Source organism: Bradyrhizobium sp. 170, from assembly GCF_023101085.1.
In the GTDB taxonomy this organism is placed as follows: domain Bacteria; phylum Pseudomonadota; class Alphaproteobacteria; order Rhizobiales; family Xanthobacteraceae; genus Bradyrhizobium.
This window is the reverse complement of sequence record NZ_CP064703.1, coordinates 5,008,621-5,021,669: the sequence shown is the minus strand read 5'-3', so window position 1 is coordinate 5,021,669 and position 13,049 is coordinate 5,008,621. Positions and strand designations below refer to the sequence as shown.

The window sequence follows — 13,049 nt, the reverse complement described above, 5'->3', positions numbered from 1 at the left end:
TCATCACCGGGACTCGGATGAGTACAGCGCGAGGGTTGACCTGTCGAGGAAGGGCGCCGGGCGATGTCGTGTGGTTTCCGTCATTGCCGACAGTGCACTCGTTGCGAATTCATAGCCTCGCGGCAAATTAAGTGCACTGTGACAGACGGTAATACCGGCTTCGCCGAAAACATTTGGGGCGATCAATGCGCAACTCCCGCCGCAAAAGCCGCGAGCAAGTCCTTCCCCTGCGACCAGTCCTCAAGCCCGCTTGCCTCGTTGATATGGCCAAGCTCCCCCACTTCGACGATGCCGCTGCCCCAATGGCTCGCTTTCCCGCGCGCATATTCGATGGTGCCATACGGATCGTTCGCGCTTGCGATCACGAGCGAGCGGAAGCGGAATTTGGTCGATGGCGGATTGGCGAAACCGGCGGCCTCGGCGGGGAAGGCTGGCGTTTCCGGATTCGGAACGGCAACGAGGAATGCGCCTGCGACCGACGCTGTGGAAACCTGCTGCCAGTGCGCAACTAGAAGACATGCCAGGCTATGAGCGACGAGGAGCGGTGGTTTCGGAGTGGCGCCAACTGCGCGATCCAGCGCTAAAATCCAGTCCTTGAGTTCAGGCCGATTCCAGTCGGTCGGCTGGAAACGTCGATACCTCGGATCGCGCTTTTCCCACCGGGTTTGCCAGTGCAACTCACCCGATCCTCCGATCCCCGGCAGAATAACAATCTCGGTCATATCAACTCCGTTGTCTTTGCGAAACGGGGCGAAACTGACGTCTTCCGCTACGATCTGGAATGGGCAATCATCGGAAAAGATGTCCTCTTACCGATGGATTTAAGGTCTTCAATGTCATTTCGAGAAAGCTCCGTCCCAGCGCTGGACCCGACTGATGTCGCGATCATCGAAGTCCTCCAGGAAGACGGACGCATCGCGATATCGGAGCTCGGCCGCCGGGTCGGACTCTCACAGCCGGCGACCTCAGAAAGGGTCAAGCGGCTGGAGGAGCGCGGAATCATCACCGGCTATGCCGCGAAGATCAATCCGGCCGCGCTGGGGTTGAGGATGATGGCCGTCATCCGCCTGCGCACGACCCACGAACATATTCAGTCCTGCCTGAAGCAATTTTCCGAAATGCCTCACGTCATGGAGGTGCTGCGACTGACCGGAGAGGATTGTTTCATTCTCAAGGTCTTCGTGCCGTCCCCACAGGAGCTTGAAACGATCGTGGATGCAGTCGCGCGGCACGGCTCGGTCACGACGTCGCTGGTCTTGCGCAGCGAGCCGTCAAAGCCGATCGGGCGGGCGTTGATCCAGCGCTAACTTTGCGTTCCGATCGAATTGGATCGGTAGTGCGGTGACAGTGCGTGGGGCGGGTTAGCGAAGCGTGGCCCGCCATCGTCTTGCAGAGAAATGGTGGGTTACGCTTCGCTAACCCACCCAAGCTGCACTCAATCAACTAGACTTAATAGACCGCAAGCAGAATGCTCGAGTATGTCGGAATGTACTTCAATGGCGTGTTAGCAACCCAATTTCCAGGCACGATCAGGAACAAGAGGAAGATACAACAAAGAACGACGACGAATCTCCGGTCGCGATAATCCGAAAGCTGTCGTCCGAGAAAATATGTGACCATCAGTACAACTGCGATCGGCCAGATGATCGATCCGAACGGCTCCATGTGTCGGGATCTTACATCGTCTATAAATCCGCCAATGAACCACCCCAATCCATAGACGAATCCAAGCAAAAGATTCGTTGGCCTTTGAATTGGCCCCACAGTTGAGACCATTGGCAGAAACATGCCAACGAAAGCGGAAACCAAAGCAAGGCTCCCACTGACCAGGTAATTCGCCACAGACGCCTCATCGTAAATCGAAGTACAGAGATGAAGGCTGTCTCATCGAAAGACGACGGCATCATCGCACTGAATCCTATCAGCGACCGCTTCCCCCCGGCTAGGTGATTTCGCCGTGGCGCGCTATTCTTCTTCCACCCCACGTTGTCTCGGCTGCAACAAAACTGGTGACCCATGGACAGCGATCCCTCACAGATTCCGGTTGAGCCGATTCCATTCGAGCAGGGCCTGACCCACTTTGCGCAGAGCCTCAGAGGACGAGCCAAGATCGTCGCGATCGGCTCGTCGTCGACGGTGGGCCACGGCAATATCAAGCCCTACCCGGAGCGGCTGCTGTCGTTTCTTCAGGCCGGATATCCGAACGCCAGGATCACCATGGTCAACCAGGGGATCGGCGGCCAGGAAGCGCCGGTCGAGCTTCAGCGGTTCGATACCGACGTCATCGCCGAGAAGCCCGATCTGGTGATCTGGCAGGTCGGAACGAATGCGGTCTGGCAAAGTCCGAACCTGGATCCTCCACCTCCTTCCTTCGACGAAACCACCAGCGCCATCCGCGATGGACTGGTCAAACTGCGCAACCAGACGCAGGCCGATATCATCCTGATGGACCTCCAATACGTGCCGGCCGTGCTGACGCTGGCCAAGAAGGACAAGGCGATCGCTATGGTCGAAGCGATCAGCGAACTGGCGCGGGACGCTGGCGTCAATGTGTTCCGCCGCTTCGCATTCATGAAGGGCTTGTCTGAGGTCGAACAGGTCTCGTTCGACCGGATGGTTGAGTCGGCGGATGAGCACAGGCTGCACGACAGCGACTGGGCCACGCATCGTGTGGCGTGGGCGATGAAGCTCGCGATCGTCGGCGGCGTCGACAAGGCCCGGTCATCGGTAGCCGTGCCTTCGCGACCATCACAGGCAAGTTAAGCGCGCTGTCACCAGCACTGTTACCGCATTAGCAAGATCGCGCGCTCATTGTGCACGACGGAACGAGTTCATCCGCGGCCGACAAGATCGACCGGAGTACGGTAGAGCTCGTTACTGTCTTCGTCGGTAACGCGCACGGCACATCCTGTCGAACGCAACTCGGGACGAACGATGCAAAGCTCGCTCGCGAGGCTATCGGCTTTATCGATTGCGTAATCTGTGTTTTCGAGGATCATGCCGCCCTGGTTTTTGAAGTCCGCGCCGACGACGAGATCAAAATTGAAGTATGGCATTGGATTCCCCTGCCAAGTTCCAACTGCATGGACTCTAACCTGAGTCTGGCTGGTTCCTACGTTACAACTCTACTTCTGACGTTTGATTGCGGTCGCCTGTTGCGTTTCGGTGCCGCGACGGCACCATCGCGTGCACATCGACGAGGCACCCGCGCCATCGCTCGGTTGCAGAAGCCTGCCTGTGAAGATCGTTCTCGATTCTAAAAACGCACAGCGCCTTCAAGCGATGGTCAGCGTTCCGTGGAATTACGGTGACGCCGCTCGTTCCATCTCACGCAGAGGTGTTGGAACTGCAGGGAACAGGGGGAACAAGCTGCTTTCGTCGGCGCTTGTTCCTCGTCCGCTTGCTCGGGCTCATCTTCAAACATGCGATGGAGTAAATCCTGATGAGACGATTGTCGCTGGCTCTGGGCCTCCTGGCTGCGTGCGCCGCCACTGGCGCCTCGGCCGAAACGGTCAACCTGACCGGCACCTACCGCTGCATCCAAATGTGCCGGAACGGCATGCTCGACGCTCCCGCCTTCGTCACGCAGAACGGGGACGCCGTGAACCTCACGACGGAAACGGGTGAGTCCTACCGGGCCTGGCCCGACTGGAGCGCGCCCTACAGTCGAATCTGGATCGATGCGCGCGACGAGGGCGCTGTCTATTCGCCTGATGGCATGCGCATTCAGTTCGACGATGGCCGCGTCTGGCAGCGCGACATCGGCCCGCCGCCGCGCGTGGCGTTCCGCCGCGCGCCCGTGGTCTACAGCAGGTAGTTTCAAGCGTGGGCACGGCACTTCGCGCCGTGCCCACCTCTCAGGCCATTTCGACGAAGGCAGCTCGACAGGAAGCTATCGGAATCAAAAGGACGGAGCGGGCCGAAGGCTCCGTCGTTGCAGTGACGCGAGCGCACCGCCTCAATTCTTCAGCACGATCCGCCCCACGACCTTGCCCGCCCGCAGCTCATCGATCCATTTCTGGACATCGGCCATCGGCTCTTCCTTCATCGGGGTCGGCTTGATCTTGCCGGCGCGGGCGAGCGCCATCAGCTCCTTCGCCTCGGCGAGAGTGCCGACCATGAAGCCTTCGATGGTCATGCGCTTGTAGACCCATTGCACCATCGGCAGGCTGAAATTTCCGCCCATCAGGCCGGAGACCACGACCTTGCCGCCGCGTGCCACCGTGGCAACAGCGAACGCCATCGATTTCTCATTGCCGGCAAAATCGACCACGCCGTCGAAGCCGCCTTCGGTTTCTTTCAGGATGCGCCTGACGATCTCGGGCTCGGACGGATCGTAGGCGACGGCGGCGCCGTTCTTCAGCGCAGTCTCGCGGGCAGCGGGACTGAGATCGGCGACCGTGATGTTCTGCTTGAACATCGCCTGCGCAAATGAAAGCCCCATCATGCCGACGCCGCCGAGGCCGATCAGCAGCAGGTTGCGCTGGCGCGGGCGGTCGACCAAGCGCTTCAGCGCGCCATAGGCGGTGACCCCCGAGCACATCAGCGTCGCCGCCTGATTGACGGGCAGGGGATCGTAATCCAGCAGATATTTCGCGTCGGGCACCAGCACGTGGGTGGCGAAGCCGCCGTCGATCGATACGCCGAGGAAGCGCTGCTTGACGCAGAGGTTTTCATCGCCATTGGCGCAGTCGCGGCACTGGCCGCAGCCGATCCAGGGGAATACCGCCTGCTTCTTTCCGATCAGCTCCTTCGGGGCATCGGGACCGACTTCATCGACGACGCCGGCGATCTCGTGGCCGAGCGTGAACGGCAGCGTCATGCCGCGCGTGGTGTCGAGCCGCTTGCCGCCGCCCAAATCGGCATAGCCGTCCTGGATGTGCAGGTCGGAATGGCAGAGACCGCAGCGCTCGATGCGGACGAGGACTTCGCGTCCCTGCGGCTTCGGCGTGTCGACGATGGTTTCGCACAATGGCGCATCGAATTTGACCAGCGACTGGCGACGCATCAGCGCCATGGCAATATCTCCCTTGAGCCCCACGTTTCTTCAGGACGTTTGAGTTTTTGTGTTTCGTATATCGGTCAATTCGCGGGCCATGGCAACAAAGCCTGAGACCGGGATCGTCTCAGCTCTCCGGGTGGCGTCGACGCCGGCGGCCGCGGCCAGCCTGGCTGGGTCAACCGACAGCGATTTGAGGCTTTGGCGCAGCATTTTCCGGCGCTGGCCGAAGGCCGCGGCGGCCACCTGTTCCAGGACGCGGCGGTCGCAGGGCTCGGGGGCGCTGCGCGGCACCAGCCGCACCACCGAGGAAGTTACTTTTGGCTGCGGCACGAAAGCGGCCGGCGAAATGTCGAACAGGATTTTGGTCTCGGCGCGCCAGTTGGCGAGCACCGCGAGCCGGCCATAGGCCTCGTCATTCTCTCTTGCGACGATGCGCTCGGCGACCTCGCGCTGAAACATCAGCACCATCATGTCGTACCAGGGCGGCCACGGCTCGATCGAGAGCCAGTCCACCAAAAGCGCGGTCGCGATATTGTAGGGCAGGTTGGCGACCATCTTTGCCGGCTCGCCGCCCAGCATCGGACGAGGATCGAAGCGCTGCGCGTCGGCATGCACGATCTCCAGCCGGCCGGGATAGCGCTTGGCGATATAATCGAGCGGGGCCAGCGCGCGCTCGTCGCGTTCTACCGCGATGACGCGCTTGGCGCCCAGCGCCAGCAGCGCGCGCGTCAGGCCGCCGGGGCCGGGGCCGACCTCGATGATCGTGGCGCCTTCGAGCGGGCCTGCGGCACGCGCGATCCGCGCGGTGAGGTTGAGGTCGAGCAGGAAATTCTGGCCGAGGGATTTCCGTGCCGACAGGGAATGTTCGCGAATGACGTCGCGCAGGGGCGGCAGATCGTCGATCGCGCTCATGAAGGTTTGGTCGTCGCCATGCGCGCGGCGAGCCGCAACGCCGCGGCGAGACTGGACGGGTTGGCCTTGCCGGTGCCGGCAATGTCGAAGGCCGTGCCGTGATCCGGCGAGGTGCGGATGAACGGCAATCCCAGCGTGACGTTGACGGCGTCCTCGAACGCAATCGTCTTGATCGGGATCAGCGCCTGGTCGTGATACATGCAGATAGCGCAGTCGTAGGTCTTGCGGGCCGCTGCGTGAAACATGGTATCCGCCGGCAAGGGGCCCCTGGCGTCGATGCCGTCCTTGCGCAGTATGTCGACGGCCGGCGCGACAATGTCGATGTCTTCGCTGCCAAGCGAGCCGTCTTCGCCGGCATGCGGATTGAGGCCCGATATCGCAAGCCGCGGTTGGGCCAGGGCGAAATGCGCTTTCAGGTCCGCGACCGCAATCCGCGCCGTTGTGACGATCAATTCGCTCGAGAGCTGGGCCAGCGCCTCGCGCAGTGAAAGATGGATGGTGACGGGAACGACGGCGAGCGCCGGCGACCACAGCATCATCACCGGCTGCGGCGCGCGGTCGCCATCAGCGGCAAGCTCGGCGAGAAACTCGGTGTGGCCGGGATGGCGGAATCCGGCGCGGTACAGCACGCTCTTGGCGATTGGGTTGGTGACGACGGCGCCGGCTCGCCCCGTCCTGACATGGTCGACGGCGTGGCGAATGGAGGCCAGCGCAGCGTTCGCGCTGGTCTGATCGGGCTGTCCGGGCCGTGCAGTGGCGATTTCGCCCGTCGCCACGATGGGCAAGGCTTTCGCAAATGCCGCGCTCGCTTCCTCAGGCACGGCATCGGCGAGGTCGACCTGCAATCCCAGGATTTTCGCCCGGTCGGCGAAGAACGCGCGATCGCCGAGCAGATAGAACGGCGGAAGATCCAGCTCACCGCGGCGCAGCCAGGCGGCGAGGGCGATGTCGGGGCCGATGCCCGCGGGCTCGCCGGATGTCAGCGCGAGAGCCTTGGTCCTCAGAGCCTCGGAATTTAGAGACTCGTTCTTCAGAGCCTCGGTATTTAGAGACTTGGTATTCAGAGTCTTGGCCATCAGAGCCTGGCCATCAACGACATTCGATCATCGCGGCTTTGCGCAGGTCGTTCAGATAGGCCTTCGACTTCGCCTCGTATTTCTGGGCGTACATCTTTTCACGGATTTCCCGCTTCTTCGGCGTGTCGATCTTGGTGGGTTTCCGGTCGCACAATGCCACCATCTCGACGCCCTGTTTGGTGATCTCGGGCGGGGTCAAACGGCCGACCGGCGTCTTGTCCAGGAGCTCGCGAAGCGGGCCGGGAATGTCGGCCGAGGTCTTGGTGACCGTCTCGCGGATCGCGGCATTCTGCATCGACTTGAAGTAGGAGTTGGCCTGCTCGCAGGTCTGGACGCGCTCGCGCAAGGATTCCGCTTCCTTGCGCCGCTGGTCGACCGCCGCCGGCGCCGAACCGCGCGGCACGATCAGGACGATCGGCTGCAGCTTGTATTCGAACGCCTCGGTCTGGGTCGGTTCGCCGCTTTGCTCGGCGGCGGCCGCAACGTCTCGCTCGCCGACTTGCAGGCTCTCCTTGAAGCGGCCGCGCACCAGACTGCCCCAGACCATCTCGGCCTTGAGGCGGGCCTTCAGCGCTTCCGGCCGGACACCCTGGCTCTCCAGGGATTTGGTGAGCTGTTCGGGTGTGATGCGCATCCGCTGGCTCATTCCCGCAAAGGCTTGATCCATATCGCCAGCGGAAGGATCGACGCCGAATCGCTTGCCCTCCTTGATCTTCACCTTGTCGTTGGTCAGCTCTTCGAGCACTTCCTGCCGGGGCATCTGCTTGCGCGTGGTCAGGAAGTTGAGCTTGGTACGCTGCTCGATATCGAGACTGGTGATGGGTTCGCCGTTGACCATGCAGGCAATGGACTGCGCCGGCAGCGGTGAAACGCCGCCGGCCAGCACGGCCAGCGCGATGGCGCAGCCGGCGGCAAGGGACCAACGTCGGCGGGAAAGGAGCTTGATGGTCGTCATGGTCATGTCAGCCGTATCAACCAATTCGTACCGCGTTGCGCTGGGTACTTTCCGGCAAGGTCAGGCCTCACGCTACTGAATGCCGGTGCTGCCGGCGGATGAGGACGAGTTCGCGATGGTCCGCAGGCCGATCTGCAGCATGAACGCGTGGCTGAGCACCGGCGGCGTCGTCCCGGCGGAGTAGCTGTAGGACGTGACGTAATTGGCCGCCAGCACGAAGCAGTCATCCACATAGCCGGCGCCAACGATGTACTGGTTCAGCTTGTTGGCTTCAAGATCCCACCGCGCCGAGCCCGACACGACCCAGTTCGACGCCACCTTGACCGACGCGCTGCCGAGCAGGCCTTCGCGCCGGGTCAGATAGCCGAGTTCCGGCTGCGCGGCGTAATTGCCGTAAATCATGCTCACCGACCAGCGGTCGAACGCGGCGCGTCCTTCGGCCTCGAAGCGGTTGATGTTCTGCGTCGCTTCGTCCATGCGCGAGCGCACGCTGAACGTATAGGTCCGGTTCGGCGAATAATTGATGCGGGCGACGTAGTCGGACCGGGGGGTCTGCAGGCCGGAATCGAGCCCGGTATTGGTCACGTCGTGCACGGCGTACGAATTCAGCCCGAACAGCTGGTAGGATTGTCCGAACAGCACGTTGACGCTGCCGCCACGATCGAACTGCGTGGTCGCCTGGACGCCGACATTGGCGCGTCCGCCGCCTTCGATGCGGTCGTAGCCCGAGAACTTGTCGACCGCAAACAGGTTGCTGGCGTCGAACACCATGCTCTGGGCGTCTTCGTTGGGCAGCTTGCCGGCGTAGGTCTCGTTGGGACGAGCGATGATCTGCGCGATCGGCTCGATCGTGGTGGTGCCCCAGGGCTGAACGTTGATGAAGGGGTAGCGATATTCGAGGCCGACCGCCGGCATCAGGCGAACCGCCTGGGTGTCGCCCACGGGCAGGAAGTTCGAAACGCCGGGCTGGTTCGAGATCGAGGCGTCGATGGCGTCGGCGCGCATAATCGCAAACGGCGTCCAGATCTGGCCCATGGGATCGGTGAACGACTTCCGCCACTGCGCTTCAGCCGTCAGCCGCGTATAGGTGCCGGGGATGCCGCGCAGCAGGCACTGCGAGGGAATCCGCGCCAGCGGATCGGCCGTCGCGTTCAGGCACAGTCCATTGGTGTTTGCCAGCGTCGTGATCGGGTCGAACGCCGCGGTCGTACGCGACAGGCTGGTGAAGTTCGTCTTGTAGCTGACCTCACCGCCGAGGACCGGGTGGTTGATGACGTTGTTGTAGTCGATGACCGGATGAATCACCGGCACCTTGTCCTGGCTGCCGGAGAAGGAGAGGTAGTAGATCGTGCGCGCGTCGAAGTAGCTGCGGCTGCCGACGCCGGTCAGATAAAGCTGCGAGATCGCTTCCGTCGGCAGGCTCAGGAATGAGCCCAGCGGGTCCTTGTACTGGGCCAGCCGGTAGTCCGAGAAGAAGTAGTAGTCCGACAACAGAACGCCGTCCCAGCCCCAAACCCATTTGTCGTTGAGCGCGAACTGGCCCTTGGTGTCGACGCCGCCGCGGAACTGGCGGTCGCCGGGCTGACCGGCGTAGGCGCCCTGGTCGAGCTGATCGATGCCGTAGGCGCGGATCTGGTAGGAGCCGTTGATCAGGCGCTGGCGGAATTCGCCCTGGAACAGCACGCCCTGCCGGGTGGTGAAGCGCGGGTTGAAGGTCGCGTCATAGTCCGGCGCGATCGCCCAGTAGAACGGGGTTTCCACGCCGTACCCGTAACCGGTGACCGTCGTGTAGGACGGCATCAGGAAGCCGGTCTTGCGCTTGACGGTCGGATCGGGCGTCGAAAAATACGGCAGATACGCCATCGGCACGCCGAAGAACTCGAGCTGCGCGTTTTCGAAGTACAGCATCTTGTCGGTCTGGTCGTGGATGATGCGCGCACCCTTGACCTGCCACAGCGGCGGCTTCTTCGGATTGTCCTTGCAGGGCGCGCAGGCGGTATACACGCCGTTTTCGAACACGGTGTAATTGCCGGCGGAGCGGTCGGCGCGCGTCGCCGCCATCCGCGTGGCATCAGCGGTATCGACGCGGAGCGAATCGACGAACCCGTCACGGTAGTCGTCGCTCAGATCCATGATGTTGGCGTAGGTGACTTTGCCTTCCGCGTCGGTCAGGCGGATGTTGCCTTCCGCATGCAGCCGCTTGGTCTTCTGGTCATAGATGACCTTGTCGGCCTCCACGCTGGTGCCGTTGTAGAACATCTGCACGTTGCCGACCGCCGACACGCGCTGGTTGTTGTAGTCGTAGTCCACCTCGACCGCTTGCACGAGCATCCTGCCGTCGTTGTTGGCAGGCCGTGGCGGCGGCTTGGGCGGCCGCGGATTGTAGGTGAAGCTTTGCGCCGAGGCCGGCACCGTCAGGGCAAGCTCGATCGCGCCCGCGAAAACGAATCCCGCGAGCAGCGCAAACATAGAAACGCCAAAGGCAGCCATGCGGGCTCGACAGCGACGCACATCGGTGCGCCGCCTGAACGCAGGCGACCTCAATTGGCGGGCGGCGACAACGGCCACTACCCGTCCTCCTGGTACAACAAGGCCAAAAAGCCGGTGAGGCCACCCACACAGACGGGCAACCACGCCGCAGCGATCGGATGCATCAACTCAGCCTTGCTCAAATCCTCAGTAACTTTCGATAAAACGTAGAGCAGAAAGCCTGCGCCCACGCCACTCAAAACCATCTTTTGCACGCCGCCCATCCGGAAGAAGCGAAGGCTGACGGAAGCCGCCAGCATCACCATTGCAGCCAGCAAAAATGGCTGTGCGATGAGCTTATGGTACTGCAGACGGTAGCCTGCGGTCGCGAAGCCCGAGCTTTCGGAAGAGCGGATATAGCCGGGCAGTTGCCAAAAGGACACGGTTTCGGGGGTGGAGAAACTGTTGCGAACCTGGGCCGGGGTGAGGGTGGTCGTCAGGTAATAGTTGTCCTGATCAACCGGAGGTTTATCCAGGGAGTACCTGCGTACCGATTTGAAGGCCCAGCGGCCTTCCTCGAGGGTGGCTTCGCGGGCTTCGATTCGCTCCTTGAACTGCAGATCGGTATCGAACCGGAACACGGTCAGTCCCGTCAGCCGGACACCCTGCTGCTCGCTGCGCGCCGCATTGATGATCGACTGGCCGTCGCTGTTGATCTGGTTGAGCCAGAAACCGGATGCATCCTGGATGCCGCCGCCGGGCGCCGAGCCGAACAGTTCGGCCTCCATCCGTTTGGAGAGTTCGCGCAGGTTCGCTGACATCGGGTTGTAGGCAACGGTCGCCACAATGCCGAGGATGATCGAACTTGCCAGCGCAGGCGAGATGAACTGCCAGGCGGATACGCCGGCCGCACGTGCGACCACCAGTTCGAGCCGCCGCGACAGTGCGAGGTAGCAGGTCATCGCGCCGATCAGGACGCAGAACGGCATCAGCTTTTCGAGCAGTTGCGGCACCCGGTAAAGCGACGTCTGCGCCACCGTGATCGCCGATGCCGATGCCAGCCCGGAGGTCTTGCGGACCATTTCGATGTAGTCGACCAGCACGAGCAGCACGAAAATGCTCGCAAACACGCCCACCGCCGCGACCAGGAAGCGGCCGGCAAAGTATCGCCCGAGCGTGTTGGTCATCATGCTCATGCCGTGGCCGGCCGTCCAAAGAGCCGCGCAAGCCGCGCGTTCGACCGGTTGATGGCCTCCATCAGCGCCGCCGGCGGCTCCACCACGACGCCGCCGATGATCATCCACAGCCCGATGCCGATCGAAGCGAACAGCATCGAGTACTGAACCAGAGCCATGCCCGGCGTCTTCACCGTCATTACCGAGCAGGCGAATCCCGCCATGCGCAGGCCAAACACCGCAAAGATCGATCCGCCGATCGAAAAATTGCGGCTCTGGCGCGTGGTGCGCGGAGTGCCGAGGAAGGCAAAGGTCAGGACGGCGAACGCGAACGGATAAATCGGCGACATGAAGCGGTCATGCAGTTCGGCGCGAAACTGGCCGGACAGTTGCTTGAAGACCGGATCGTCCTCCGAGGGCGAAACCAGCTCCCAGAGATAGCGTTCGCGAATTCCCAGGGCGACGTCGCGGCCGCGATTGGAGAATTTAGACATGTCGAAGGCATAGCGGGCGAAAGCCACCAGCGCCGGATCGCGCTTTCCCGCCTCGAAACGTTCGAGGTTGCCGTCCTCCAGCACCAGATAAGAGCCGCTCTCGTTCTTCAGCACCGTGCCATGGTCGGCAATGATGGTGACGCGCTCCTTGGGATCGCGGCGGTCGTCGACGAAGATACCGGCGAGCACGCCGCCCGGCTGTCGTTCCCGGATGCGAATCGTCAGGTTCTGGTCGAGCTGGGCGAAACGCCCGGGCTGCAGGATGTTGGTCAGCACGTCGGCCGTGATCTCGGCGTCCCATTGCTTGATCCGGCGCAGGCCGTCGGGAGCGAGATAGGCGCCGATGAAGGTAACCAGCATCGCCACGACACAAGTGGCGAAGAAAAACGGGCGAAACAGCCGGTATGGGGAAAAGCCGGCGGCGTTCATCACGATGATTTCGGAATCGGTGGCGAGCTTGTTCAGCGTGTGGGAGATCGCGATCATCAGCGCGATCGGCGCGATGATCAAAACCAGCGCCGGAATCACCAGGCTGGTGATGCCGAGAAAGGTGATGATGGTCTGGCCCTGGCTCGTCATCAGGTCGATGCCGCGCAACGCCTGCGTAATCCAGATCACGCCCGTGAGGCTGACCAGAATCAGCGCAAACGACGCGAGCGTCGTGCGGAAAATGTACCTGTCGATCGACCCCATCGTTACCGCACGGTCCCACTTTGCACGCCCAAAGAGCGGCTTCCGACCAACCCTTGTTTGAGGGTTCCCCTTGGTCGGGCCGCCAATCGTCAGCCGTCTACACTCTCACCACCATCCCTTTGATCCGTCAACAAAATGGCCGGGCCGTGGCGTGCTTCCGATATGACTAATAATTCACTTCATGTGGCCTTCCGGCCACTGCGGCGCTTGGCAGCGCTGTGGCTGACAGGCCATAGTGGCCAAAGCATCAGGTCCCGAGCGATTTGGGCCGTT

The 13,049-nt window shown here is 62.1% G+C and carries 12 protein-coding genes; 3 read left to right on the top strand and 9 right to left on the bottom strand.

What is annotated here, in order from left to right; translation table 11 throughout:
* Positions 1-182: 182 nt before the first annotated feature.
* Positions 183-722 (bottom strand): alpha/beta hydrolase, encoded by a 540-nt coding sequence (locus IVB05_RS23470; RefSeq protein WP_247778280.1) that lies wholly within the window; start codon positions 720-722, stop codon positions 183-185.
* A gap of 111 nt (positions 723-833) precedes the next feature.
* Between IVB05_RS23470 and IVB05_RS23465 the strand changes: the two genes are divergently transcribed.
* Positions 834-1,307, top strand: coding sequence for an Lrp/AsnC family transcriptional regulator (locus IVB05_RS23465; protein ID WP_247778279.1), 474 nt, complete (start codon positions 834-836; stop codon positions 1,305-1,307).
* 709 nt (positions 1,308-2,016) lie between these two features.
* A complete protein-coding gene (locus IVB05_RS23460; protein WP_247778278.1) occupies positions 2,017-2,763 on the top strand; it encodes a GDSL-type esterase/lipase family protein in 747 nt (248 codons plus the stop codon).
* Between the two features lie 68 nt (positions 2,764-2,831).
* On the opposite strand, the gene IVB05_RS23455 is transcribed toward IVB05_RS23460, so the two are convergent.
* On the bottom strand, positions 2,832-3,056 hold the full coding sequence (locus IVB05_RS23455; RefSeq protein WP_247778277.1) for a hypothetical protein: 225 nt from the start codon (positions 3,054-3,056) through the stop codon (positions 2,832-2,834).
* Positions 3,057-3,442: 386 nt separating this feature from the next.
* On the opposite strand from IVB05_RS23455, the gene IVB05_RS23450 reads away from it, so the two are divergent.
* On the top strand, positions 3,443-3,817 hold the full coding sequence (locus IVB05_RS23450; RefSeq protein ID WP_247778276.1) for a hypothetical protein: 375 nt from the start codon (positions 3,443-3,445) through the stop codon (positions 3,815-3,817).
* Positions 3,818-3,958: 141 nt separating this feature from the next.
* Here the strand turns inward: IVB05_RS23450 and IVB05_RS23445 are convergent, their stop codons facing one another.
* The 7 genes from IVB05_RS23445 to lptF all read right to left on the bottom strand — a co-directional run bounded on the left by IVB05_RS23445 (position 3,959) and on the right by lptF (position 12,776).
* Entirely contained in the window at positions 3,959-5,017 is a 1,059-nt protein-coding gene (locus tag IVB05_RS23445; protein ID WP_247778275.1) for an alcohol dehydrogenase, read from the bottom strand.
* A gap of 30 nt (positions 5,018-5,047) precedes the next feature.
* A complete protein-coding gene (gene rsmA / locus IVB05_RS23440) occupies positions 5,048-5,914 on the bottom strand; it encodes a 16S rRNA (adenine(1518)-N(6)/adenine(1519)-N(6))-dimethyltransferase RsmA (protein ID WP_247778274.1) in 867 nt (288 codons plus the stop codon).
* Positions 5,911-6,990 carry a 4-hydroxythreonine-4-phosphate dehydrogenase PdxA gene (gene pdxA / locus IVB05_RS23435; protein WP_247778273.1) on the bottom strand — a complete coding sequence of 360 codons (1,080 nt, stop codon included), beginning with the start codon at positions 6,988-6,990 and terminating at the stop codon, positions 5,911-5,913. Before pdxA ends, rsmA begins: the two co-directional genes overlap by 4 nt.
* Positions 6,991-7,003: 13 nt before the next feature.
* On the bottom strand, positions 7,004-7,945 hold the full coding sequence (locus tag IVB05_RS23430; protein ID WP_247786860.1) for a SurA N-terminal domain-containing protein: 942 nt from the start codon (positions 7,943-7,945) through the stop codon (positions 7,004-7,006).
* 72 nt (positions 7,946-8,017) lie between these two features.
* A complete protein-coding gene (locus IVB05_RS23425) occupies positions 8,018-10,435 on the bottom strand; it encodes an LPS-assembly protein LptD (RefSeq protein WP_247778272.1) in 2,418 nt (805 codons plus the stop codon).
* Between the two features lie 77 nt (positions 10,436-10,512).
* Complete coding sequence (lptG, locus tag IVB05_RS23420) at positions 10,513-11,610, bottom strand: LPS export ABC transporter permease LptG (RefSeq protein ID WP_247778271.1); 1,098 nt, start codon at positions 11,608-11,610, stop codon at positions 10,513-10,515.
* Positions 11,607-12,776 carry an LPS export ABC transporter permease LptF gene (gene lptF / locus IVB05_RS23415; RefSeq protein ID WP_247778270.1) on the bottom strand — a complete coding sequence of 390 codons (1,170 nt, stop codon included), beginning with the start codon at positions 12,774-12,776 and terminating at the stop codon, positions 11,607-11,609. The genes lptG and lptF overlap by 4 nt, the downstream gene beginning before the upstream one ends.
* Positions 12,777-13,049: the final 273 nt, after the last annotated feature.